Here is a 24404-nt window from a genome sequence, read left to right on the forward strand (position 1 = left end):
CGGCGGCGGCGTCACTTCCTGCCGGGGGTCCAGTTCATGCCCCACCCGTAGGCGTGGTCGACGGTCCGCTGCGGGCTCACTCCGCGCTCGGGCACCAGGTAGCGGGCCTCGCGTTGGACGACCAGGTCGCCGCCGGTGTTGGTGATCAGGGCGAGCGCGCACACGGGAGAGGGGACGGTGCACTCGTCGAGGGAGAACTCGACCGGGGCGCCGTACTGCGGCTGGAGGGTGACGGTGGCGTTCAGGTCGGCGAAGGAACGGGCGCCTTCGTAGATGGTGACGAAGACGAGGACGCGCCGGAGGGCGTTCTTGTGGTCGAGATTGACGGTGAGGTTCTCGCCGCTCGCCACGGCGCCCGTGCGGTCGTCGCCGTCGAGGTGGATGTACGGGGGCTGGTGCAGCGCTCCGAAGGCGTTGCCGAGGGCCTGTACGACGCCCTTGCTGCCGTCGGTGAGTTCGTACAGCGCGCACAGGTCGAGGTCGAGGTCGGAGTGCATCGCGGCCGGGCGGCCGAACTTGCCGCTCCACCCCGAGAACTGCTTGCGCACCTGCCAGTTGAGGTTCACGCGCAGGGCGCCGGAGGTGCCGCCCTGCTTGGTGAGCGACACCGAGGGCGCCGCCTTGGTGAGCGTCACCTTGGTGAGGCGGACGGGTGCGGGCGCTGCCGCCGGGGGCGCGGCGGGCGGAGGCACGACCGGAGCCACGGCCGGTGCGGGAGCCGGGGCCGCACGCTGTGGCTCGTCGACGGTGATGCCGTAGTCCGTGGCCAGGCCTTCCAGTCCGCTGCTGTAGCCCTGTCCGACGGCGCGGAACTTCCAGGCGCCCTGGCGGCGGTAGAACTCGCCCAGGACGAAAGCGGTTTCGGTGGTCGCGCCCGGGTTCTCGAAGCGAGCCACCTGGCTGCCCCGGGCGGCGTCGCGCACCTCGAGGCAGAGGCCCGGGAACTGACCGAAGGTGCCGCCGTCGGCGGACGCGGCGAGGACGACCCTCTCGATCGCGGGCTCCACGCGCGTGAGGTCGACGAGGAGCGTGTCGGTCACCCTGCCGTCGTCGTTCCGCTTGCCCTCGTGCCGGATCGCGCCGGAGGAGTGGGCGGGCTGGTTGTAGAAGACGAAGTCCGCGTCGGACCGGACCTTTCCGCTTACCAGCAGCAAAGCGGAGGCGTCGGCGTCGGGCACGCCGGGGCCGGTACGCCAGCCCAATTCCACCCGCAGCGCCGCGGTGGGCACCGGAGTGTTTGAACCTTTCAGCATTTGCATGTCCGCCCCCATTGCGTCACAACGCCCCGGGCACATCCCGGCCGTCCGTCGAGTTCCGTTCGCACAACCTATTCCTCCCCGCGGCGAACTCCCGTGCGCGCCACCAGCGGGACCGGTGGCCAACCGCTGGTAACCCGCCCGGAACTCGGCCTTTACACGATCAGAACCCGGTTCAGCGCCCTTTTTTGCCGAGTTCGCTCGCATTGGGGATCCCCGGTCACTGCGGGAACGGAAAACAACCCTCTTATCGGTCTCCCCAACCAGCACATCGTTGGCTTAACTTATGTGCCATGACCTCCCCCCGCTCCACCTTCGGCGGCGGCTACTACTCCGCCTCCTTCCCGGACACCCCGATCTACGACAAGCTCGTCGCCGAGCGGGGCACCCCGCAGATCGCCCCGATCCGGGTCCCCGCTCAGTACGACATGCCGGGCAGCAGCCTGCCCGCCCTGCCGTCGGCACTGCCCGCCCTGCCGGCCGCCCCGTCCCAGCCCGCCTACGGCTATCCGCAGGCGCAGCAGCCCGCCCCGCTCCAGCAGGCGCCCGCGGCGTACATCCCGCAGCAGGCGACCGCGCCGCGCGGCTATCCCGGCCCCCAGCCGCAGCAGCCGCGCCCGGCGGCGCCGGCGGCGGGCTACGAGGCGATGCGCCCCGCGGCTCCCCGGCCCGCCCCGGCCCCCTATCAGGAGCCGTACAACAACCAGCAGTACCGCGGTTACTGAGCCGCCTCCCGGGGGCTGTCGGTGCCGGCTGGCACGATGGCCCCATGGGGAACGCACACCTGCACTCGATTCACGTCCACCCGGTCAAGGCGGTCCGGGGCCTCGCGCCCCGGGAGGCCGCCGTGGAGCCCTGGGGGCTGGCCGGTGACCGGCGCTGGGTGCTGATCGACGACGGGGGAAAGGTCCTCACGCAACGCCAGCAGCCGCGCCTCGCGCTGGCCGCCGCCGAGCTCCTGCCCGGTGGCGGCGTCCGGCTGTCCGCGCCCGGCATGGAGCCGCTGACGGTGCCCGTGCCCCGGCCGTTCGGCACGGTGCCGGTGGAGATCTTCCGCGACAAGGTCGAGGGGGTCCCGGCCGAGGACGAGGCCGCGCACGCCTGGTTCAGCTCCTGGCTCGGCATCGGCGTGCGCCTGGTGCACATGGACGACCCGGCCACGCGCCGGCCCGTCGACCCGGAGTACGCGCGGCCCGGCGAGACCGTCTCCTTCGCCGACGGCTTTCCCCTGCTGCTCACGACGACGGCCTCGCTCGACGCCCTCAACACCCTGATCGCGCGGGGTGACCACGCGGACGAGGGCCCGCTGCCCATGAACCGTTTCCGGCCCAACGTGGTCGTGACGGGCACCACCGCCTGGGCCGAGGACGACTGGTCGCGCATCGCCGTCGGAGAGGTGTCCTTCCGCGTCGCCAAGCCCTGCGGACGGTGTGTGGTGACCACGACCGAGCAGAGCTCGGGCGAGCGTGGCCGCGAGCCCCTGCACAGTCTGGGACGGCACCGCCGGCTCGGCGGAAAGCTGGTCTTCGGGCAGAACCTGGTCCCCCTGTCCCGGGGCACGATCCGGGTCGGGGACCCCGTCCGGATCCTCGGCTGATCCGGGTCGGGCCCCAGTCCTCGGCCGGCCCGGTCGGGAGCTCTCCCGTCGGGACGCGGGAACCGGGCCGCGGGCCCGGGCGTTGGCCATGTGTGAGAAGTTCATGAGAGCCGCCGGGGAGAGGTGATGTCCCTCTCTCTTCGCCGGTTCGGCGCGTGGACGGCTCCGTGGGGGGTTATCACGGAGCGGGAAGGGGGTGCAGACAGTGCGAGCGATCAGGGGGCTCTGGCGCTGGCGGCGCAATCCACTGTGCCGGGCGACCGACCTGGCCGAGGCGTGGGTGGCGCTGGCTGCCCTGATGCTGATCCTCCTGGCCGCCCCGGTGGCCGGCTCCCTCGTCGGGGGCGCCGCACAGGACGCCCTCCAGCGCTCCGTCCGCGCTCAGCACGAGGCCCGGCATCTGGTGACGGCCACCGTGGTCCGCAAGCTGGACGGTTCCCCGCTCGACGCCGACCCGGAGACCTCCACGGGCCGGGATCTGCGCAACCGCGTCCTCGCCGACTGGACCGCGCCGGACGGCACCGTGCACCACGGCCCGGTCCTCGCGAGCCTCAAGGACCCACAGCAGGGCGACGAGTTCCGCATATGGACCGACCGGCACGGCCGGATGGTGGCCCGCCCGCTCGACTCCGCGACAGCGTCGACGCACGCCGTCCTCGCCGGCCTCGGCGCGGCCCTGGCGGCCGGCGGTCTCGTCGAGGGCGGCAGGCGGCTGATCGTCTGGCGCATGGTCCGCCGCCGGTACGCCCGTTGGGACCAGGCATGGGACAACGCGGGCCCGGACTGGGGCAGGACGGGCACCGGCAGCTGACAGCCTTCCGGCTCTGGTCAACCCACCACCCGCGCGCACGCTACGGTGGTCCGGCCGAACCGTTCGGCACAACCCGCGCGCGAGCGAGCAGGAGGGGCGCGCCGGTGGCGAGCCCGCGTGCGCGCGAGGCCCGAAGGGGCCGGGCGCGATGGTGGTCCCGGCATCGGCCGGCACGTCCCGAAGGCGAACGAGCCATCAGTACGACCGAGGTGGGGGCACAGCTACACCATGGCACAGGGCACGGTCCAGGTGACGCACAGCGGCACGTCGCGGTGGCGGCGCCGCACGGGTGAGTACGCATCGCTCGGAGCCGCCCTGGAGGCCGCGGCCGACGGAGACGTCCTCACGGTCGCCCCCGGTACGTACCGGGAGAACCTCGTCGTGCAGCGCGCGGTCACCCTGCGCGGCCCCGACGGCTCCCCCGGCTCGGTGCGGATCGCGCCCGTGGACGGGGTGCCCCTGACCGTGCGCGCCTCGGCGGTGGTCCAGGACCTGCACGTGGAGGGCCAGGACGCGGCCGCCCCGGCCGTGCTGGTCGAGGAGGGCACGCCGGAACTGACCAACGTACGGGTCGTCACGCGGTCGGCGGCCGGGATCGAGGTGCGGGGCAGTGCCCGGCCCACGGTCCGGCGCTGCGCCGTCGACAATCCGGCGGGAGTCGGCATCGCCGTGCTCGACGGTGCGGGCGGGGTGTTCGAGGAGTGCGAGGTCGTCGCGGCCGGGCAGTCCGGGGTGGCGGTCCGGGGCGGTGCCCATCCCCGGCTGGATCGTTGCCGGGTGCACCACACGTCCGGCTCGGGCCTGTCGGCGACCGGGGAGAACTCGGCTCTGGAGGCCGTGGGCTGCGAGGTCTACGAGGTCCGGGGCAGCGGCGTCCAGGTCACCGGCCGGGCCACCGCGCACCTCACCGACTGCGATGTGCACCGCACCACGGCCGACGGTGTCACGCTCGACACGGACGCCGTGCTGACGCTCGCCGACTGCCGTATCCACGACATCCCGGAGAACGCGGTCGACCTGCGTTCCCGCTCCGTGCTCACGCTGACCCGCACCACGGTGCGGCAGTTCGGGCGCAACGGCCTGTCGGTGTGGGACCCGGGCACACGGGTGGACGCGAACCAGTGCGAGATCTTCGACAGCACGGGCGACTACCCGGCGGTGTGGGTCAGCGACGGGGCCACCGCCGTGCTCGACTCGTGCCGGGTGCACGACGTGCCGGACGCCCTGTTCGTCCTCGACCGAGGCTCGCGCGCGGACGTCGTCGACAGCGACCTGTCGCAGGTGCGCAACACGGCCGTGTCGGTGAGCGACGGGGCGACCGCGCAGCTCGACGACTGCCGGATCCGGGACGCGGCGACGGGCGCCTGGTTCCGCGACCACGGCAGCGGCGGCACCCTCAGCAACTGCACGCTGGACGGCACCCAGACCGGCGTGATCGTCACCAAGGGCGCGGACCCCTCGGTGGAGCGCTGCACGATCGACTCGCCGGCGGAAGCCGGGGTCTACGTCTCGGCCGGTGGCCGCGGCAGCTTCCAGAACTGCCGGGTGACGGGCAGCGGCGGCTACGGCTTCCATGTGATCGACGGCAGCCGCACGACGCTGCGGAAGTGCCGTACGGAGCGGTGCGCGCGCGGCGGTTACGAGTTCGCCGACAGCGGCGCGGACGCATCGTCCGGGGCGGGCCCCGTCGTCGAGGACTGCACCAGCGACGAGAGCACGGGGCTCCGGGCGCCCGCGGCACGCGAGACGGCCGTGCAGACGGTGAGCCACTCCCCCGGCCTGCTGGGCGCGCTGCCGGGACCGCGGACCGAGGCCGAGCCCCCGGCCCCGGCCGTGGCGCCCGAGCAGCCCGCCCGCACCTCCAAGGACGTCCTCGGTGAACTGGACGCGCTGGTGGGCCTGGACAGCGTCAAGCGCGAGGTGCGCGCCCTCACCGACATGATCGAGGTCGGCCGGCGTCGGCAGCAGGCGGGCCTGAAGGCGGCGTCGGTCAAGCGGCACCTGGTCTTCACCGGCTCCCCCGGCACCGGCAAGACGACGGTCGCGCGGCTGTACGGCGAGATCCTCGCCTCCCTCGGCGTCCTGGAGAAGGGCCACCTCGTCGAGGTGTCCCGCGTCGACCTGGTCGGCGAGCACATCGGCTCGACCGCGATCCGCACCCAGGAGGCCTTCGAGAAGGCCCGCGGCGGTGTGCTGTTCATCGACGAGGCGTACGCGCTGTCCCCCGAGGACGGCGGCCGCGACTTCGGCAAGGAAGCCATCGACACGCTGGTGAAGCTGATGGAGGACCACCGGGACGCCGTCGTGGTGATCGTGGCCGGCTACACGGCCGAGATGGAGCGCTTCCTGTCGGTGAACCCGGGCGTGGCGTCCCGGTTCTCACGGACCATCACCTTCAGCGACTACGACCCGGACGACCTGCTGCGGATCGTGGAGCAGCAGGCCGAGGAGCACGAGTACCGGCTGGCGCCGGGCGCGGCCGAGGCCCTGCGGAAGTACTTCACGGAGATCCCCAAGGGCCCGGCGTTCGGCAACGGCCGCACCGCGCGGCAGACCTTCGAGGCGATGGTGGAGCGGCACGCGAGCCGGGTCGCCCAGGTCGCCGAGCCGAGCACGGACGACCTGACGCTGCTCTACGCCGAGGACCTGCCCGAGCTGCCCTGACCGCCCGCCTACGCGGCGGGCGGCTCGGGCTCCTCGCGCGGCGCCGGCAGATCCGGCCGCAGCCGGGCCAGCAGCTTGCGGCGTTCCTCGGCGAAGGCCGGGTCGGCCTGGTAGTCGGAGTGGCCGAGGATCGGCGCGGGCAGCGGGTGCAGGTCGGTGCGGCCGTAGGCGAGGGGATCCATCAACGGGACGTGGTCGACGCCGAGATCGCGGTCGCCGGGCAGGCGTACCGGGCCGCCGATGGGGTCGGTGAGCCGGTAGAGGTTGCGCCAGCAGTCGACCTCCCGGTGCAGTGAGCCGAGCGCGGCCGGGCCGAAGTGCGCCGGGAACCAGCGTCCGTAGAGGCGCTCCAGTGGGGATCCGTACGTCAGCAGCGCGACGCGTCCGCGGTCGGACGGGGCGAGTTGCCAGGCCGCCGCGGCGGCGAGCACGCTGCCCTGCGAGTGCCCGGAGATGACCAGCCGGCCGCCGGTGGCCCGGGTCCAGGTCGCGATCCGCCAGGTCAGGTCGGGCACGGCGCGCTCGGCGTAGCAGGGCGGGGCGAAGGGGTGGGCGGCACGCGGCCAGAAGGTGCCGACGTCCCACAGGATGCCGATGGTGCGGCGCGCCGCTGCGTCCTTGTAGGCGCGTCTCCCCCAGGTGACGAAGAGTATGAAGCCGAGGCCGATCAGCCAGGAGCCGAGGGCCTGGGCGGTCTCCGCGGCTCCGTGCACGACCGGGTGGGCCCCCTGGGCCGCCTCGCCCGGTGTCTCGTCGGTGGTCAGGGCGCCCACGAGGGCACCGGCGCCGAGCAGCAGGGTCACTCCGGAGGTGACGGCGACGACGCGGGGTCCCCGGTCGGTGAGCGCGGCCATCGCGCGGGCGTAGGCGATACGGCGGGTGCGGGCGCGGTCCTGGGCCTCGTCCGGGTAGTCGCGTGCCACAGCCTCGCGTTCGGCGCGGGCGAGCTGCCAGGCGCGGTGGGCGAGCCAGCCGAGGAGCACGAGGAGGACCACGATCAGGGGCGGGATCACGGACGACTGCCAGGTCAGCAGGACCGGCGGGCCGTCGATGGACGTGCCGGTGCCGTCCAGCCAGTCGGAGACGCGCTGGGACACGCCGCCCGACATCACTCCGCCGAGGGCGCAGGCCAGCATCGCGACGGCCGGTCCGCCGAGGCCCCGCAGCACGGCCCGCCGGTCGGGGTCGGTGCGGTGCAGGACGTGGGCGACGGCGGCCAGGACGACCACGAGCAGGCCCTGCACGAGGGCGACACCGCCGAAGGTCGCGTCGCCGGGAAGCCGCCCGGACGACTCCCACCCGGGGCGCTCCCATCCGGCGTACAGCAGAGAGAGGGCCAGCAGCACCAGCGCGGCGAGTGGCAGACGCCGTACGAAGCGCTCGTCGAGTTGCCGGTCGAGGCGTCGCTCGCTGCGTCCACGGCGGCACACCACCCACACCACGGCGACCGCGCAGGCCACCAACGCCGCTTCCAGGAGCAGGCCGAGGGTGTTCAGTACGGCGGGGCCGCCGGGCCGGCGGTCGTGGCGGGCGGCGGCGCTGGCGACCGCCGCGGCGACCGTGACCAGTCCGGCGGCGGTGTGCGCGGCGCGCAGCCGGGCGACCAGCCGCCGTCCGTACCAGAAGCCCGGCCGTCCCAGTGCGGTCGGGCCGCCGTCCTCCTCGGGCTCGGGGGCGCGGGACAGCGGCTGCTGGGACTCGTAGTCGGTCCAGGTGCGCCGGGACAGGTACCACAGCAGACCGGTCAGGGCGGCGGGGACGAACGAGGCGAGCGCGAGCCTGCGGCCGGGGCTGCTCCACCAGCCGCCGTCCGAGACGGTGGGCGAGAGGAAGCCCAGCCAGGAGTGGCGGTCGGCGCACGCGCGTGTGCCCGCGCACTGCCAGGCCGCCAGGTCGAGGGCGACCTCGCAGGCCGCCGCGACGAGCAGCACCGTGAGGGTGAGCCCCGCGAGTCGCACCAGGAGGCCGTACAGACGCACGGTGCGACGGCGGCCCCGGGCGCGGGGGCGCATCCAGTGGGCGAGATTGATGACCATGAACGGCAGCAGCAACAGCCACAGGGCCCGGGTGCCGTTGCCGGAGGTGAGGTTGCACCAGACGTAGGCCTCGGGCACCGGGCCGTCGCGGTGGGCGGCGGGGCTGGTCTCCGCGTCGACGTCGTCGGCGCGGCGGAAGACGGCCGCGATGTTGTCGCCGGTGATCCGCACCGTGCGCGGATCGTTGAGCATCTCCTGCGGCGTGGTGCCGCCCACGCCGTGAACCAGGAGTTCCAGGGCGGTCCCGGTCTCACCGGGCCGCGGGAGGGGTCTGTCCGGCCCTCCGGCCGGCGCATGTTCCTGCGCACGTTCCACTGATTCGCACTTCCCCCGTGACACGCCGTCGGCTCTGTCCGTGCGGGCACAAGGATCTCCACTTCTGGGGCGCCGTACACCCCCTGTCACGGAATATCCCCGATCTGTGATGAAGCGGGGCGGCAGATGAGCCCTGAGTGACGTGTGTGCGACGAGCAGTCGGTGACGCCGTCCACTCCGCGACATGCAAGGATGGGACGTCCGCGCACCGGAGACGGGAAGAACGTCCCAGTCGGGGAGGGTGTGCGAGGCGTGTCGGACGGCATTGAGGCGAAAGGACCGGAGCGTACGTGAGCGAGAATCAGAACCTCCTCGCGGAGCAGCGGCGATCCCTGATCCTCGACGAGGTGCGCCGCCGGGGTGGGGTCCGGGTCAACGAGCTGACCCGCAAGCTCGGCGTGTCGGACATGACGGTCCGCCGCGACCTCGACGCGCTCGCCCGCCAGGGCGTGCTGGAGAAGGTGCACGGCGGTGCGGTCCCGGTGGTCGAGGCCAGTACGCACGAACCGGGGTTCGAGGCCAAGTCGGGTCTGGAGCTGACCGCCAAGGAGGACATCGCCCGGGCCGCGGCCAAGCTGGTCGCGCCGGGTGCGGCGATCGCCCTGTCCGGCGGTACGACGACGTTCGCGCTGGCGCACCAGCTGCTCGACGTGCCGGACCTGACGGTGGTCACCAACTCGGTGCGGGTGGCCGACGTGTTCCACGCGGCACAGCGCACCTCGGGTCCCCGGCAGGGCGCCGCCACGGTCGTGCTGACCGGCGGTGTGCGCACGCCGTCCGACTCGCTGGTGGGGCCGGTCGCCGACCAGGCCATCGCCGCGCTCCACTTCGACCTGCTGTTCCTCGGGGTGCACGGCATATCGGTCGAGGCCGGCCTGTCGACGCCGAACCTCGCGGAGGCCGAGACGAATCGGCGGCTCGTGCATTCCGCCCGGCGGGTGGTGGTGGTCGCCGACCACACCAAATGGGGCAAGGTCGGCCTGAGTTCGTTCGCCGAACTGGAGCGGATCGACACCCTCGTGACGGACGCCGGCCTGCCGGACGAGGCGCGCGGTGTGGTCACGGAGCATCTGCGGCGGCTGGTGGTGGCCGGGGAGCCCGAGGACGGTACGGACATCTGACGGGGCGCCGGCCAGGGTGACCTGATCCTCGAAGCCCGGCCTCAGTCGGGCCAGACGCCCGAGTGCAGCAGCGAGTCGATCGCCGCCGTGTACGGCTCGATGTCCAGCCCCTGGGAGGCCAGCCAGGTGTCCGAGTAGTACTTGTCGAGGTACCGGTCCCCCGGGTCGCACAGCAGGGTCACGACGCTTCCCTGCCGCCCCTCGGCCACCATCTCCGCGACGATCTTCAGCGCGCTCCACAGGCCCGTGCCGGTCGAACCGCCCGCCTTGCGGCCGATGGCGCGCTCCAGTGCCCGTACGGCGGCGACACTTGCCGCGTCGGGCACCTTCATCATCCGGTCGATCGCGCCGGGGACGAAGCTGGGTTCCATCCGGGGCCGGCCGATGCCCTCGATACGGGAGCCGCAGTCGCAGGTGACGTCCGGATCGCCGGTCGTCCAGCCCTCGAAGAAGCACGAGTTCTCGGGGTCGGCCACGCAGACGCGGGTGTCGTACTGCATGTAGTGGACGTAGCGCGCGAGGGTCGCGGAGGTGCCGCCGGTGCCCGCCGTGGCGACGATCCACGCCGGCTCGGGAAACCGCTCCAGGCGCAGCTGCCGGAAGATGGACTCGGCGATGTTGTTGTTGCCGCGCCAGTCCGTGGCCCGTTCGGCGTAGGTGAACTGGTCCATGTAGTGGCCGCCGGTCTCGGCCGCGAGGCGGGCCGACTCCTCGTACATCGTGCGGGGGTCGTCCACGAAGTGACACCGGCCGGAGTGGAACTCGATGAGGCGGATCTTCTCGGCGCTCGTGGTGCGCGGCATGACGGCGATGAAGGGAACGCCGATGAGTTTGGCGAAGTACGCCTCGGAGACGGCCGTCGAGCCGCTGGATGCCTCGATCACGGGTCTGTCCGGCCGGATCCAGCCATTGCACAGGCCGTACAGGAAGAGGGAACGGGCGAGCCGGTGCTTGAGGCTGCCGGTGGGGTGGGTGGACTCGTCCTTGAGGTACAGGTCGATGCCCCACCGCTCCGGCAGGGGGAACTGGAGCAGGTGCGTGTCGGCCGAGCGGTTGGCGTCGGCCTGGACCCTGCGGACGGCTTCTTTCAGCCACGCGCGGTAGGCGGCGTCGCTGTGGTCGACATCGAGGGTCACGCCGGTCCGGGTCTGCTGGGGGGTGCTCACGTGGGGCTCCTAACGCTGCGCGCCGACAACGGGGCGCGCGGCCGACACCCCGATCATATGCACCTTCCGCACGCTTCTCACCTGCATAAACGCTGCTTTGAGCCCCCCAAAGCGCCCCCTGGGGCAGGGCCCGGTGCAAGGGGGCGCGCGGTCCCGCGGGCGCACTTGCACCCGTGCTCCGGGCGCCCCCTGGAGAGGGCGTCGTGTGTACTGGTGCTCGACGAGGGGTGGGGGCAGACTGCATCGCGGGACGGAGGCCCCGGACGGGGGCACACTGGATCAGGACACGAGCCTGTGCCGGGTACCGTGGGGAGCGCGGTCCGGTGCACCGACGCGCACAAGGGGGCGGGTGGCATGGCGGAGCCGGAGTTCAGGGCCACGGGCGTGCGGATCGGGAAGCGGCTGCGTTCGCTCACCCGGGCCGGGCAGGTGCGGATCAGCGACGGCCGGCTCGAGCTGCTGACCAGCTACGGCAGTGAGATCGACAGCGCGCCGGTGCAGGCGGTGCGCGCTTCGAAGCCCTGGTTCGGTCCCGAGGACCGGGCCACCGCGGATCTCAACGGCAAGCGGTACCTGCTCACCCTGGGCGACCACGACCCCGCTCCGGGCGAGCCGGGGCCGCCGGCCGCACGACGCTTCATCGAGGCCGTGCGCCGGGCGGCGGGGCGTGGCGACTGAGATGTCCGCGAGTTGCGGTACCCCACCCCCTGCGTCACTCTTGTCTCACGTCACTCTGGGTTTACCGGCGATAACGCTGCGAACCAGCCCGCCGGCCACGACAGCGGGCGACAGCGTCACGAAGGCGCCCTGCTGGATCCGAACTCCGTGTTCTTCCGGACCTCACGTCGGGGAGTCGCAGCCGTGATCAGCTACCCAAGCAGACACTGCACGGTGGAGCTCCAAGCCCTGCCGTCGCGGATCGGCCAGGTCCGCAGAATCGTATCTGCGCAGTTGCGCTACTGGCATCTGGATGCCCTGATCGACCGGGCCTCGCTCGGCGTGACCGAGCTTCTGTCCAACGTCCACCGGCACGCCCAGCCCGACAAGACGTGCACCGTGGAGATAGAGCTGCTGCTCGACCGGCTCACGGTGTCGGTGCGCGACCACGACCCCCGGATGCCCGTGGTGGACGACGCCGAGCCGCTGGCGACCTGCGGGCGCGGGCTCGCGATGGTGGCCGCCATGAGCGAGAGCTGGGGCGTCCGGCCGGACGGCGAGTCCGGGAAGGTCGTGTGGTTCACGCTCCCCACGGCCGCTCCCGCGGTCGCGGCCCCGCCGCGCCGGGTGCGGCGCGCGGTCCAGGAGAAGCCCGCGCGCAGGTTCGCCGTCGCGGAGGTCGCGCACGCCGCCGACGGGCTCCGGCCCGAACATGCTCCCGCCCGGTCCGCCGTTGCCGGTTGACCGGGCGGTGACCACTCTTCCCTCCCGGGCATCGCCGCCGGGGTGTCAGTCGCCGGGTACCGTCCGCCCCAGGCCTCGGGCTTCGGTACCGCCGGGGTGGGCCGGGAGCGGGCGCGCCCGTTGACGGTGGCGCGCGCCCGGCTGCCCGGGCTCGTCGGCTCGTCGGCGAGGACGACGTCCGGCCGTCCGGCGAACGCCCGGGCCACGGGGACGCGTTGCTGCTGTCCACCGGACAGTCCGGAACACGAAGCCCACGCGGTCGCGGCGCAGGAGCGTGCGACGGCGGTGGTCGAGGCCGTCATGCCGCACCGCCCTTGCGGCCGAACTCCTCGTTCAGCACGGACAGTCGGCGCCAGTACTCGTCCTCGTCGATCTCGCCGGAGGCGAAGCGGTGGCCGAGCACGGTGATGGGCGAGTCGTTCCCGGCCGGGGGCTGCCGCCAGGGGCCGCCGCGGCGTCCGCGCCACACCGTGCGGCGCAGCAGCGCGATGCCGCCGCCGATGACGAGGGCCCAGATCACCGGGAAGAGCAGGATCCACGGCCCGGGGCCGCCGTCGCCGAAGTTCGCCAGGGTCTGCATGTCGTCCAACTCCTCTTTCGCGGTGTCGCGATGGATGCGATGCCGCGACGTCCTGTGTGTCGCGATGTCCTGCGTGTCGCGATGTCCTGCGTGTCGCTTCCGAGAGTCGCCCCGGGAGGGGCCCCTGGTCGTCGTACGGCCAGCGGCACCGTGCGTACCTCGTGGGGAGTAGGCGGACGGGGCACGGCTGCTTCCCCGGGCCTCGACTTCTGTAACTACTGGTATGTACAGTGCGGGTATGAGCACCTCGGAACGGCTGATCGAATCCACCCGCGAGCTGCTGTGGGAGCGCGGTTACGTGGGGACGAGCCCCAAGGCGATCCTGGAGCGCGCGGACGCCGGGCAGGGCAGCATGTACCACCACTTCAAGGGCAAGCCCGACCTGGCACTGGCCGCCATCCGGCGAACCGCCGAGGAGATGCGGGCTATCGCCGCGGGAGTACTCGACGGCCCGGGCACGCCCTACGAGCGCATCGAGGCGTATCTGCGACGCGAACGGGACGTGCTGCGGGGCTGCCCCGTCGGCCGGTTGACCATGGACCCGGACGTCATCGCCAGCGCCGAACTGCGCGCGCCGGTCGACGAGACGCTCGACTGGCTCCGGCACCGGCTCGCCGGGATCGTCGAGGAGGGGCAGGAGCAGGGCCTGTTCCCGCCCTCGCTGGACGGCGAGGAGATCGCGGCGGCGGTCGTCGCGACCGTCCAGGGCGGTTACGTGCTCGCCCGCGCCTCCGGCTCCCCGGCCGCGTTCGACGCGGGCGTGCGGGGCCTGCTGTCCCTGCTGGCACCCCGCACCGCCTGAGGAGACCTCCATGCATGCCATGCAGTACGAACTGACCCTGCCCGCGGACTACGACATGGGGGTCGTCCGCGACCGGGTCGCCCGGCTGGGGCATCTGCTCGACGACTGGGACGGTCTCGGGCTCAAGGCGTATCTGATGCGTGAGCGCGGCCGGCGCGGCTCGTCGGTCAACCAGTACGCGCCGTTCTACCTGTGGAACACCGTCGACGGCATGAACGCCTTCCTCTGGGGCGGCGGCTTCCAGGGGCTCAGCGACGCCTTCGGGCGGCCCTCCGCGCGGCAGTGGACGGGACTCGCGTACGAGGAAGGGACCGGTTCCAACGCGCGGTTCGCGGTACGGCGACGCCAACCCGTGGCGGACAGCGGGCCGTTGGCCGAGGCGGCGGAGGAGGCGGTGCGCGAGGCCCGGCGGCTGGCCGCACGGGACGGTGCGCTGCTCGCCGCGGCCGCCGTCGACACGAGCCGCTGGGAACTGGTGCACTTCTCCCTCTGGGAGCACGACCGGCCCGAGGCCGACGGTGACGTGTTCGAGGTGCTGCACCTGTCGGCGCCCGGCCGGGATCTGCTTCCCCAGGGGCGCCGGTGGTGAGCGCGGTCCGCACGGTGCTGGGGGACGTGCCGCCCGGCGACCTGGGGGTCTGCGACGCCCACGACCACCTGTTCTTCGGCAGCCCGCTGCTGCCCGGGCAGGAGCTGCGCAGCGTGGCGGCGGCACGGGCGGAGCTGGCCGCGTTCCGGGAGCAGGGCGGGCAGGCGGTGGTGCAGTGGACGCCGTACGGGCTCGGGCGGCGGGCCGCCGACCTGCCGCCGCTGTCCCGGGAGAGCGGCGTGCACGTGGTGGCGGCGACCGGTCTGCACCAGGCCGTGCACTACGACGAGGACACGCTCGCCGGGCTGCGGGGCCGCCTCGCCGAGGTGTTCGTCTCCGAACTCACCACGGGCATCGGGGTGTCGGGGGTGCGAGCGGGGCTCATCAAGGTCGCGGGCGGTTTCCACGGCCTGGACGCGCACGCCCGCTGGACCATGACGGCGGCGGCCGAGGCGCATCACGCCACGGGGGCGAGCATCGTCGTGCACCTGGAACTGGGCACCGGCGCGCTGGACGTGCTGGACCTGCTGTGCGGGGAGTCGGGGGTGCCGCCGCACCGGGTGGTGCTCGGGCACCTGAACCGCTCCCCCGACCTCGTGGTGCATCGGCAGGCCGCGGAGTCCGGCTGCTATCTGGCCTTCGACGGGCCGTCCCGGACGAACCACGCGACGGACTGGAGGATGCCGGACGCCGTACGGGCGCTCGCCGACGCCGGGTTCGGCGACCGGCTGCTGCTGGGCGCGGACACCACGACGGCCGCCGCCCGCTCGGTGGACGGCGGCCCCGGGATGCCGTACCTGCTGCGCCGGGTGCGTCAGCGGCTCGTCCACGCCGTGGGCGAGGACCTCGTGGGGCGCATCCTCACGGAGAACCCCGGCCGGGCGTTCGCCGTGGAGTGGCGGTGACCGGCGTGGCCGGCGGCCTCAGCCCCCGGCCTGGTCACTGTCCTTCAGCGCGCCCCACCCGTGCCAGCGGTCCACCTCGACCCACGCGCTGACCCGGGGACGGTCGCGGTCCGGGTAGGGCTTGCCGATGTAGTGCCGGGCGAGGAGGTCGATGTCGGCCAGGTCCTCGTCGTCGTACATCTCGGTGACGCGGCCGATGAGGGTGACGTGGGTGTACCAGTCGTCAGCGGCGAGGACGGTGAACGTCACGCGCGGGTCGCGGCGCAGGTGCTTCAGACGGACGCGGCCCGCGTCGAGGTTGATCAGCACCCGGCCGTCCTTCCACGCGTACCAGGTGGCGGTGGAGACCGGTGCGCCGTCGGAGCGCAGTGTCGCCATGACACACGGATTGGGCCGGCTGAGCAGGGCGTCGGCCTCGGGCGGCAGCGGCGGCTTGGACATGAGATGAACCTCCAGGTGATCAGACGGACTTCTGCTGGTCGAAGCTGGCGAAGTAGGCCGCGACCATGTCCTCGTCGGCGTGGCCCTGTTCGGCGGCCCGCTCCATGCGTGCGGCGGCCGCTTCGGCCACGTCCAGGCGGACACCGCCCGCCGCGCCGGCCTGGACGATCAGACGGGCGTCCTTGGCGGCGGTGCTCACCGCGAACTGGGGTGGCGTCAGCCGGTCGTCGAGGAGCAGGTCGGACTTGGCGCGCAGATAGCCCATGTCGAGCGGGCCACCCGCGACGATGTCGAAGAAGCTGTGCGGGTCGACACCGAGGGCCTTGGACAGGGCGAGGGCCTCGCCGGCGGCTGCCGTGACGGCGAGGACCCAGCTGTTGGCGACCAGCTTCAGCCGGGTGGCACCGCCCTCCGCCCCGTCCTCGCCGGCCCACACGGTGCGGGCGCCGACGGCGTCGAAGACCGGGGCCACCTGCTCCCGGCCCGCGGCGGGGCCGGCGGCGAGCACGGTCAGTTTCCCGGCCTCGGCGGGCTGACGGGTTCCGAGGACGGGGGCGTCGTAGAAGACCAGGCCGTGCTCGCGGGCGAAGGCGGCCAGCTCGGCGACACCGTCGATGCCGACCGTCGTCGACTGCACCCAGACGGTGCCGGCGCGCAGGGCCGGGGCGGCCTCGCGCATCGCGTCCAGGGCGGCGGAGCCGTCGTACAGGATGGTCAGGACGACGTCGCTGTCCTGGACGGCCTGCGCGGGGGTGTCGGCGACGTGCACCCCGTCGGCGGCCAGTGGCTCGGCCTTGGCGCGGGTGCGGTTCCAGGCGCGGACGGTGTGCCCGGCACGCACGAGGTTGCGGGCCATGGCGGCGCCCATGATGCCCGTGCCCAGGACACTCACGGTGAGCTTGTCGGTCATTGCGTCAACTTCCTCGGTGGTGCGGTGCGGGCGGGCCGCCTGCGCAACAGCCTGCCCGCTCAGCAGCGCGCCTTCCCGAAAGCCGCGCGGACAAGCCCCCTTCCGGCGTCCGTCCTGGGGCATGATCCAAACGACAGGCCCTAGGTGAGTGCCCCGAGCGGGTCGTCCAGCACCGGCTGCCAGGCGAGTTCGGCGGCGCCGACCAGGCTGTTGTGGTCGAGGGTGCAGGGCAGGATGGGGACGCCGCCGCTCTGCCCCCACAGGCTGCGGTCGGCGACGACCGCGCGGAGCCGGTCGGGGTCGGCGTCGAGGAGGGTGCGGTGCAGGCCGCCGAGGATGATGCGGTCCGGGTTGAGGATGTTGACCAGGCCGGCGAGACCGAGCCCGAGCCGGTCGATGAGCGTCTCGGTGGCGGTGCGGACGCCCGGGTCGTCGTAGTGGTGGCGGACCAGGTCGATGGACTGCTGGAGCAGGGACACCTCGGGGCCGGGCTCGCGTTCCGCCTCCGTGAGGAAGGCCAGCGGGTCGGTCTCCACGTCCAGGCAGCCGCGGCTGCCGCAGTGGCAGGGGCGGCCCTCGGGATGCACGGTGAGGTGGCCGACCTCCAGCGCGAGGCCGGAACTGCCCCGGTGCAGGCGACCGTCCAGGACGAGCGCGCCGCCGACGCCCCGGTGGCCGGTGGCCACGCACAGCAGGTCGCGGGCGCCGCGGCCGGCGCCGTGCCGGTGCTCGGCGAGCGCGGCGAGGTTGACGTCGTTCGCGGCGAACGCCGGTCCGTCGATGCCGGCCGCGCGCACCTGCTCGGCGAAGATGCCCCGGACGGGCGCGCCCGCGGGCCAGGCCAGGTGCAGGGGGTTCAGGGCGAGGCCCTCGGGTTCGGCGACCGCGGACGGTACGGCCAGTCCCGCGCCGACGCACCGGCGTCCGGTCTCCCGCAGCAGCTCGGCGCCCGCTTCGACGACGGAGGCGAGCACCTTCGCCGGGTCGGCGTCGACGACCTCGCAGCCGGGCGCGGTGGCGACGATCCGCCCGCCCAGCCCGACCAGGGCCGCCCGGAACCCGTCGGCGTGCACCTGCGCGGCCAGCGCGACGGGCCCGTCGTCGGCGACGGCCAGCTTGTGCGAGGGCCGGCCCTGCGAACCGGCCGCCGCGGCGGGCCGGGCGTCGACCCGGATCAGCCCGAGCGCCTCCAGCTCGGCGGCGACCGCACCGGCCGTCGCCCGGGTCACCCCGAGCTCCGCGGTGAGCACGGCCCGGGTCGGCGCGCGTCCGGTGTGCACGAGTTCCAGCGCGGGGCCGAGCGCCGAGCGCCCCCGGTCCAGCCGCGTCCTCGAGGTGCTCCCATCCCCCGCCGGCCGGGGGTCCGCCTTCCCGCTCATGAGGGCGAGTCTCCCATGATCCGCCGGGCCGGCGGCCTACAGCCCGCTGACCCGGAGCGTGATGTTGAGCCGTCCTGTCAGTCCCAGTCCGGCTGGTGCCGTGCCCGCGTGCACCCGGGGAACGCCGTGGTAGGCGAGGCGGGACGGGCCGCCGAAGACGAACAGGTCTCCGCTGCGCAACTCGAGGTCGGTCCAGGGCCGGGTACGGGTCTCGGTGTTGCCGAAGCGGAAGACGCAGGTGTCGCCGAGGCTCAGCGACACCACCGGCGCGTCGGACTTCTCGTCGCCGTCGCGGTGCATGCCCATGCGGGCGTCGTCGTCGTAGAAGTTGACGAGGGCGATGTCGTAGTCCGCCACCGGTTCACCGAGGGTGTCCCGCACCGCCCGGCGGCCCAGCTCGCCGAGCCACGCGGGGAACGGCTTGACCGGGGCGCCGTCGCCGTCGACGACCGTGCGGGCGTAGGCGTACGGGTGCCAGTGCCAGCCCAGGCACACCTGCCGGGCGGTCATGGTGCCGCCGCCGGGTGTGCGGACCGTGCGCAGTCCGGCCGGCGGGCGCGCCCAGGTGCGGCAGGCCTCCAGCAGTTCGCGCTGGTGCCGCGGGTCCAGCCAGTCGGGGACGTGCACGGCGCCCGGTGCGACCTGCGTACGCTCCCGCGGGAACAGCTCGGCGTCCATGCCTCCCATCCTCCCCCACCGGTGGTGAGCTGCGGCTCGGCTAGCCTTGACGCACGATGGACGACCGTATGACGACGCCGTGGGGCGAGCTCGCGCTGAGCCGTTTTCCCGAGGATCCGCGCGACAGGCTGCGTGCCTGGGACGCCTCCGACGAGTATCTGCTGGGGCATCTGGCCGAGGAGCGGGTCCCGCTGTCGGGGACGGTGGTGGTCGTCGGGGACCGCTGGGGCGCGCTGGCCACGGCGCTGGCTGCGCACCGGCCGGCGCAGATCACCGACTCGTACCTGGCGCAGGAGGCGACCCGGGCGAATCTGGCGCGGGCCGGGGCGGAGCCCGGTGCGGTGCGGCTGCTCACCACGCAGGATCCGCCGCCGGAGCGGATCGACGTGCTGCTGGTGCGGGTGCCGAAGAGCCTGGCGCTGCTGGAGGACCAGTTGCTGCGGCTGGCGCCGGCGGTGCACGCGGGGACGGTCGTCGTCGGTACGGGGATGGTCAAAGAGATCCACACCTCGACGCTCCGGCTGTTCGAGCGGATCCTCGGCCCGACCCGCACCTCGCTCGCCGTCAAGAAGGCCCGGCTGATCTTCTGCACGCCGGATCCCGCCCTGGAGCGGCCCGCCAGTCCGTGGCCGTACGTGTACACGCTCCCCGACGACATCGGCCCGGCGGCGGGTGGCACCGTCGTCAACCACGCGGGGGTCTTCTGCGCGGACCGGCTCGACATCGGCACCCGGTTCTTCCTGCGGCATCTGCCGGGCGGCGGGGGCGGCCGGCGGGTGGTGGACCTGGGCTGCGGCAACGGCGTGGTCGGTACGGCGGTGGCGCTGGCCGACCCGGCGGCCGAGGTGCTGTTCGTGGACGAGTCGTTCCAGGCGGTGGCCTCGGCTGAGGCGACGTACAAGGCGAACGGGGTGCCGGGGCACGCCGAGTTCCGGGTGGGCGACGGGCTGGCGGGCGTGCCCTCCGGCAGTGTCGACCTGGTCCTCAACAACCCGCCGTTCCACTCCCATCAGGCGACGACGGACGCCACGGCCCGGCGGATGTTCACCGGGGCGCGGCGCACGCTGCGGCCGGGTGGTGAGCTGTGGGTGGTCGGCAACCGGCATCTGGGCTACCACGTGAAGCTGCGGCGGCTGTTCGGCAACTGTCAACTGGTGGCGGGCGACCGGAAGTTCGTGGTGCTGAAGGCCGTCAAGCGGTAGTCGCGCCGAGCACCTGGAGGGTCCGCGCCACCGTCCGGGTCATGGCCTCCCGCGCCACCGTCAGGTAGCCGCGCGGGTCGACCGCCTCGGGGTGGTCGGCGAGGTGGTCGCGGATCGCGCCGGTCAGCGCGATGTTCAGGGCGGTGCCGATGTTGACCTTGGTGATGCCGCCCGCGACCGCCGCCGTGAGTTCGCCGTCCGGGACGCCGGAGGAGCCGTGCAGGACGAGCGGGACGTCCAGTGCGGCGGACAGCTGTTTGAGGAGGGCGTGGTCGAGGGTGGCGGTGCGGGTGGTCATGGCGTGGGCGCTGCCGATGGCGACCGCCAGGGCGTCCACGCCGGAGTCGGCGACGAAGTCCCGGGCCTCGTCGGGGTCGGTGCGGGCGCCCGGGGCGTGGGCGTCCAGCGGGGGTCTGCCGTTCTTGCCGCCGATCTGGCCCAACTCGGCCTCGATCCACAGTCCTCGGGCGTGCGCCCAGTCGACGGCCGCCCGGGTCGCGGCGAGGTTCTCCGCGTAGGGCAGCCGGGCCGCGTCGTACATCACGGAGCTGAAGCCGGCGTCGGCGGCCTGGTGCAGCAGCGTTTCGCTCTGCACGTGGTCGAGGTGCAACGCGACCGGTACGGCGGCGCGTTCGGCGGCGGCGACGGCCGCGCGGGCGAGCGGGAGCAGGTGTCCGCCGCGGAACCTGACCGCGTTCTCACTGACCTGGAGGACGACGGGGGCGGTCACGGACTCGGCGCCGGCGATGACGGCCTCGACGTGTTCCAGGGTGATGACGTTGAACGAGGCGACGGCCGCACGTGCGGCGGAGGCGCGGGTGACGAGCTCGCCGGTGGTGGTGAGGGGCACGGTGTCTCCAGGGTCGAGGGTCAGGGCGCGAGGATCACCGAGCGCGTCAGGTGGCGGGGGCTGTCGGGGTCGAGGCCGCGGGACGCGGCGACGGCGACGGCGAGGCGCTGGGCGCGGACCAGTTCGGCGAGGGGGTCGAGCCGCCCCTCGATCCACGTCCCGCCCGTGGACCGCACCTGTTCCGCCAGCCCCTCGGGCGCCGCTCCGAGCATCCAGGTCGCGGTTCCGCTCGTGGTGACGCTGATGGGCCCGTGCCGGTACTCCATCGCCGGGTAGGACTCCGCCCAGGCCAGTGCGGCCTCGCGCATCTTCAGCCCGGCCTCGTGGGCCAGGCCGACGGTCCAGCCGCGTCCCAGGAAGGTGAACTGGGCGCATTCCGCGAGCCCTTCGGGCAGGGGTTCCGTCAGGGCGGTGCCCGCGTCGGTGACGGCGGCGTCGGGGTGGAGGCCCAGATGGGCGCGGAGCAGGGTGAGGGCCGTGGTGGCGAACCTGGTCTGGACGACCGAGCGTTCGTCGGCGAAGTCCAGGACGGCGAGGTCGTCGGCGGCCGCCGTCACCGGTGTGTGCGGGTCGGCGGTGATCGCGGTGGTGCGGGTGCGGCCCTTCAACCGGCCGAGCAGGTCGAGGACTTCGGTCGTGGTGCCGGAGCGGGTGAGGGCGACGACCCGGTCGTAGTCGCGGCCGTGCGGGAACTCCGAGGCGGCGAACGCGTCCGTCTCGCCCTGGCCCGCCCCCTCGCGCAGGGCCGCGGCCGCCTGCGCCATGAAGTACGAGGTGCCGCAGCCGACGAGCGCCACCCGCTCCCCCGGCGCCGGCAGCGCCTCGGCGCACCGCCCCGCCTCCGCCGCGGCGCGTGCCCAGCACTCGGGCTGGCTGATCAGCTCGTCCTCGACATGCGTCATGCCGCATCCTCCGCTCTGATTGTTTCTGCAAGATAGCGCCAGCTTTCGAGCATCATCAAGCATTCGACCGGATCGGGTGCGCTAGGGTCGCCGGAGATCGAGAGGTGGAGGTGCGGATGTCGCGCGACGCCCGCTGGAAGGCGCTGCTGGAACTGCTCGTGGAGCGCGGCCGGCTGGACGTCGAGGAGGCGGCGGCGGAGCTCGGGGTGTCGGCGGCGACGATCCGCCGCGACTTCGACGGGCTCGCCGAGCAGCAGATGCTGGTGCGCACGCGGGGTGGCGCGGTGGTGCACGGCGTGTCGTACGAGCTGCCGCTGCGCTACAAGACGGCCCGGCACGCCTCCGAGAAACAGCGCATCGCGAAGGCGGTGGCGGACCTGGTCGCGCCGGGTGAGGCAGTCGGGCTGACCGGCGGCACGACGACCACGGAGGTGGCGCGGGCCCTGGCCGTGCGCGGGGACCTGGCGTCCGGGTCGCCCGCGCTGACCGTGGTGACGAACGCGCTGAACATCGCGAGCGAGCTGGCCGTTCGACCCCAGTTCAAGATCGTGCTGACCGGCGGGGTGGCCCGCGCCCAGTCGTACGAGCTGGTCGGCCCGCTCGCGGACGGCGTGCTCGGGCAGATCACCGTCGACGTGGCGGTGCTCGGCGTCGTCGCCTTCGACGTGACGCACGGGGCGGCGGCGCACGACGAGGCCGAGGCGGCGATCAACCGGCTGCTGTGCGAGCGCGCGGAGCGGGTGGTGGTGGCCGCCGATTCCAGCAAGCTGGGGCAGCGGGCGTTCGCCCGCATCTGCGCGGCCGAGGCGGTGGACACGCTGGTCACGGACACGGCTGCCGACGCTCGGACGGTGCGGAGCTTCGAGGAGGCCGGGCTGCGGGTGGTCACCGTCTGACGGCGGCGGCCCGCCGGCGGTTCTAGGCTGGGGCTGAGGCACGTGCCGGGCCAGGGAGGCTGTCATGGGCGGACCAGCGGCGGACCACGACGTGCCGGGCGGCCTGCGGTATCTGCCGATCGCCGAGCACGGGCTGATCGGTGATCTGCGCAGCGTGGCCCTGGTGGGGACGGACGGCACGATCGACTGGTACTGCTGTCCGGCCTTCGACGCGCCGAGCGTGTTCGCCTCGGTCCTGGACGCGGAGCGCGGCGGCTGCTTCGAACTGGCGGCCACGGTGCCGGCCCGGACCAAGCAGTTCTACTTCCCCGACACCAACGTCCTGATCACCCGGTTCTTCACCGAGGACGGCGTGGGCGAGGTGCAGGACTTCATGCCGCTCGACGGCGAGCCGGCGGAGGCCGAGCGGCACCGGCTGATCCGCCGGGTGGTGTGCGTGCGCGGCTCGATCCCGTTCCGCACCCGGGTCGCTCCCCGGTTCGACTACGGGGCCCGGCCGCACACCGTTCGGCTGACGGGTGACACGGCGGTCTTCGAGACCGACGGGATGGCGCTGGCGTTGACGGCGACGGTGCCGCTGGAGACCGCCGGGCCTGACGTGCGCGGGGATTTCAAGCTCTCCGAGGGCGAGTCGGCGGTGTTCGCGCTGGACAAGGTCGGCGGCGACGTGACGCCCCGCCGGTGCGCACGCACCGAGGCGGAGGAGCAGTTCGCGGCGACGGTGGCGTACTGGCGGCGCTGGCTGTCGGCGTCCCGGTACAAGGGCCGCTGGCGGGAGATGGTCCACCGGTCGGCCCTGACGCTGAAGCTGCTCACCTATGCCCCGACCGGCGCGATCGTGGCCGCGCCGACGACGAGCCTGCCCGAGCGGCTCGGCGGCGAACGCAACTGGGACTACCGGTACGTGTGGGTGCGCGACGCGGCCTTCTGCGTCTACGCCCTGCTGCGGCTGGGCTTCACGGGCGAGGCCGAGGCGTTCATGCGGTTCGTGACCCGGCACATCAGCCCGGGCGACGGCACGGTCTCCGGCCCGCTGCAGATCATGTACGGCATCGACGGCCGCACCGAGCTGCCCGAGAGGACCCTCGATCACCTGGAGGGCCACCAGGGCTCGGCGCCGGTCCGGGTCGGCAACGCGGCGGCGGACCAGCTCCAGCTCGACATCTACGGCGCGCTGATCGACTCCATCTACCTCTACGACAAGTGGGCCCAGCCCATCTCCAGCGACCAGTGGGACGACGTGTGCGCGCTGGTGGACTGGGTGTGCGCGCACTGGGACCAGCCCGACGAGGGCATCTGGGAGACCCGGGGCGGCCGCAAGAACTTCCTGTATTCGCGGCTGATGTGCTGGGTGGCGATCGAGCGGGCCATCCGCATGGCCAACCGGCGCGGTCTGCCGGCCGACCTGCGGCACTGGCGGGAGTGCCGCGACACGATCTACCGGCGGATCATGAGCCGGGGCTGGTCCGAGGCGCGCCGGGCCTTCGTCCAGCACGAGGACGGCGACGTGCTGGACGCTGCCGTGCTGATGATGCCGCTGACGAAGTTCATCGCGCCGACCGACCCCAAGTGGCTGTCGACGCTGGACGCGCTCACCGAGGAGCTGGTCTCCGACTCGCTGGTCTACCGCTACGACCCGCAGTCCAGCCCGGACGGGCTGCACGGTGACGAGGGCACGTTCTCCATCTGCTCGTTCTGGTACGTCGAGGCCATGGTGCACGCCGGCCGGATCGACGAGGCGCGCCTCGCTTTCGAGAAGATGCTGACGTACGCCAACCATCTCGGCCTGTTCGCCGAGGAGATCAGCCACACCGGGCAGCAGCAGGGCAACTTCCCGCAGGCGTTCACGCATCTCGCCCTGATCAGCGCGGCTTTCAACCTGGACCGGGCGCTCGGCTGAGAC

General features: G+C 73.2%; 23 protein-coding genes and 1 pseudogene. 13 read left to right on the plus strand and 11 right to left on the minus strand.

Annotation, left to right across the window (positions count from 1 at the left end; genetic code table 11):
* Positions 1-11 precede the first annotated feature (11 nt).
* Entirely contained in the window at positions 12-1253 is a 1242-nt protein-coding gene (locus ABEA82_RS15575) for a TerD family protein (RefSeq protein WP_345662064.1), read from the minus strand.
* Positions 1254-1549: 296 nt separating this feature from the next.
* On the opposite strand from ABEA82_RS15575, the gene ABEA82_RS15580 reads away from it, so the two are divergent.
* The 4 genes from ABEA82_RS15580 (at position 1550) to ABEA82_RS15595 (ending at position 6328) form a co-directional block, all read left to right on the plus strand.
* On the plus strand, positions 1550-1981 hold the full coding sequence (locus ABEA82_RS15580) for a DUF6643 family protein (protein ID WP_345662065.1): 432 nt from the start codon (positions 1550-1552) through the stop codon (positions 1979-1981).
* 44 nt (positions 1982-2025) lie between these two features.
* On the plus strand, positions 2026-2853 hold the full coding sequence (locus ABEA82_RS15585; protein WP_345662066.1) for an MOSC domain-containing protein: 828 nt from the start codon (positions 2026-2028) through the stop codon (positions 2851-2853).
* Between the two features lie 205 nt (positions 2854-3058).
* Entirely contained in the window at positions 3059-3664 is a 606-nt protein-coding gene (locus ABEA82_RS15590; protein WP_345662360.1) for an Rv1733c family protein, read from the plus strand.
* 228 nt (positions 3665-3892) lie between these two features.
* The gene (locus tag ABEA82_RS15595) at positions 3893-6328 is read left to right on the plus strand and encodes a right-handed parallel beta-helix repeat-containing protein (RefSeq protein ID WP_345662067.1); all 2436 of its coding nucleotides are present in this window, start codon (positions 3893-3895) and stop codon (positions 6326-6328) included.
* Positions 6329-6336: 8 nt separating this feature from the next.
* On the opposite strand, the gene ABEA82_RS15600 is transcribed toward ABEA82_RS15595, so the two are convergent.
* Positions 6337-8679, minus strand: a complete 2343-nt coding sequence (locus ABEA82_RS15600; protein ID WP_425588522.1) for a hypothetical protein — start codon at positions 8677-8679, stop codon at positions 6337-6339.
* 290 nt (positions 8680-8969) lie between these two features.
* On the opposite strand from ABEA82_RS15600, the gene ABEA82_RS15605 reads away from it, so the two are divergent.
* The gene (locus ABEA82_RS15605; RefSeq protein WP_345662068.1) at positions 8970-9800 is read left to right on the plus strand and encodes a DeoR/GlpR family DNA-binding transcription regulator; all 831 of its coding nucleotides are present in this window, start codon (positions 8970-8972) and stop codon (positions 9798-9800) included.
* Between the two features lie 41 nt (positions 9801-9841).
* Here the strand turns inward: ABEA82_RS15605 and cds1 are convergent, their stop codons facing one another.
* Complete coding sequence (gene cds1 / locus ABEA82_RS15610) at positions 9842-10966, minus strand: L-cysteine desulfhydrase Cds1 (protein ID WP_345662069.1); 1125 nt, start codon at positions 10964-10966, stop codon at positions 9842-9844.
* Positions 10967-11320: 354 nt separating this feature from the next.
* Here cds1 and ABEA82_RS15615 point away from each other — a divergent pair, with 354 nt between their 5' ends.
* The gene (locus ABEA82_RS15615) at positions 11321-11644 is read left to right on the plus strand and encodes a hypothetical protein (protein WP_345662070.1); all 324 of its coding nucleotides are present in this window, start codon (positions 11321-11323) and stop codon (positions 11642-11644) included.
* A gap of 183 nt (positions 11645-11827) precedes the next feature.
* On the plus strand, positions 11828-12367 hold the full coding sequence (locus ABEA82_RS15620) for an ATP-binding protein (protein WP_345662071.1): 540 nt from the start codon (positions 11828-11830) through the stop codon (positions 12365-12367).
* Between the two features lie 152 nt (positions 12368-12519).
* Here the strand turns inward: ABEA82_RS15620 and ABEA82_RS15625 are convergent.
* Positions 12520-12603, minus strand: a pseudogene (locus tag ABEA82_RS15625) (ATP-binding cassette domain-containing protein); the annotation flags it as partial.
* Positions 12604-12665: 62 nt separating this feature from the next.
* Entirely contained in the window at positions 12666-12947 is a 282-nt protein-coding gene (locus ABEA82_RS15630) for an SHOCT domain-containing protein (protein WP_345662072.1), read from the minus strand.
* A 238-nt stretch (positions 12948-13185) separates the two neighbouring features.
* On the opposite strand from ABEA82_RS15630, the gene ABEA82_RS15635 reads away from it, so the two are divergent.
* Genes ABEA82_RS15635 through ABEA82_RS15645 form a run of 3 tightly spaced genes read left to right on the plus strand, consistent with a single transcriptional unit; the run spans position 13186 to position 15243 of the window.
* The gene (locus ABEA82_RS15635; protein WP_345662073.1) at positions 13186-13749 is read left to right on the plus strand and encodes a TetR/AcrR family transcriptional regulator; all 564 of its coding nucleotides are present in this window, start codon (positions 13186-13188) and stop codon (positions 13747-13749) included.
* A 10-nt stretch (positions 13750-13759) separates the two neighbouring features.
* Complete coding sequence (locus tag ABEA82_RS15640; protein ID WP_345662074.1) at positions 13760-14338, plus strand: DUF4865 family protein; 579 nt, start codon at positions 13760-13762, stop codon at positions 14336-14338.
* On the plus strand, positions 14335-15243 hold the full coding sequence (locus ABEA82_RS15645) for a phosphotriesterase family protein (RefSeq protein ID WP_345662075.1): 909 nt from the start codon (positions 14335-14337) through the stop codon (positions 15241-15243). Before ABEA82_RS15640 ends, ABEA82_RS15645 begins: the two co-directional genes overlap by 4 nt.
* Positions 15244-15261: 18 nt before the next feature.
* Here the strand turns inward: ABEA82_RS15645 and ABEA82_RS15650 are convergent, their stop codons facing one another.
* The 4 genes from ABEA82_RS15650 to ABEA82_RS15665 form a co-directional block, all read right to left on the minus strand.
* Positions 15262-15684, minus strand: coding sequence for a PPOX class F420-dependent oxidoreductase (locus ABEA82_RS15650; RefSeq protein WP_345662076.1), 423 nt, complete (start codon positions 15682-15684; stop codon positions 15262-15264).
* Positions 15685-15703: 19 nt separating this feature from the next.
* Entirely contained in the window at positions 15704-16594 is an 891-nt protein-coding gene (locus tag ABEA82_RS15655) for an NAD(P)-dependent oxidoreductase (RefSeq protein ID WP_345662077.1), read from the minus strand.
* A 140-nt stretch (positions 16595-16734) separates the two neighbouring features.
* Positions 16735-17973, minus strand: a complete 1239-nt coding sequence (locus ABEA82_RS15660; RefSeq protein ID WP_345662078.1) for an ROK family protein — start codon at positions 17971-17973, stop codon at positions 16735-16737.
* 36 nt (positions 17974-18009) lie between these two features.
* Positions 18010-18651: an alpha-ketoglutarate-dependent dioxygenase AlkB family protein gene (locus tag ABEA82_RS15665; RefSeq protein WP_345662079.1), complete on the minus strand. Its 642-nt coding sequence runs from the start codon at positions 18649-18651 to the stop codon at positions 18010-18012.
* Positions 18652-18707: 56 nt separating this feature from the next.
* Here ABEA82_RS15665 and ABEA82_RS15670 point away from each other — a divergent pair, with 56 nt between their 5' ends.
* Entirely contained in the window at positions 18708-19853 is a 1146-nt protein-coding gene (locus ABEA82_RS15670; RefSeq protein WP_345662080.1) for a methyltransferase, read from the plus strand.
* Here ABEA82_RS15670 and ABEA82_RS15675 read toward each other — a convergent pair.
* Positions 19843-20703, minus strand: coding sequence for a class II fructose-bisphosphate aldolase (locus ABEA82_RS15675; protein ID WP_345662081.1), 861 nt, complete (start codon positions 20701-20703; stop codon positions 19843-19845). The genes ABEA82_RS15670 and ABEA82_RS15675 overlap by 11 nt on opposite strands.
* 20 nt (positions 20704-20723) lie before the next feature.
* Positions 20724-21605, minus strand: a complete 882-nt coding sequence (locus ABEA82_RS15680; RefSeq protein WP_345662082.1) for an SIS domain-containing protein — start codon at positions 21603-21605, stop codon at positions 20724-20726.
* Between the two features lie 116 nt (positions 21606-21721).
* Between ABEA82_RS15680 and ABEA82_RS15685 the strand changes: the two genes are divergently transcribed.
* Both ABEA82_RS15685 and ABEA82_RS15690 read left to right on the plus strand, forming a co-directional pair.
* Complete coding sequence (locus ABEA82_RS15685; RefSeq protein WP_345662083.1) at positions 21722-22501, plus strand: DeoR/GlpR family DNA-binding transcription regulator; 780 nt, start codon at positions 21722-21724, stop codon at positions 22499-22501.
* Positions 22502-22565: 64 nt separating this feature from the next.
* Positions 22566-24401 (plus strand): glycoside hydrolase family 15 protein, encoded by a 1836-nt coding sequence (locus ABEA82_RS15690; RefSeq protein WP_345662084.1) that lies wholly within the window; start codon positions 22566-22568, stop codon positions 24399-24401.
* Positions 24402-24404: the final 3 nt, after the last annotated feature.

Origin of the sequence: Streptomyces venetus (genome assembly GCF_039540295.1) — a bacterium.
Lineage (GTDB): Bacteria > Actinomycetota > Actinomycetes > Streptomycetales > Streptomycetaceae > Streptomyces > Streptomyces venetus.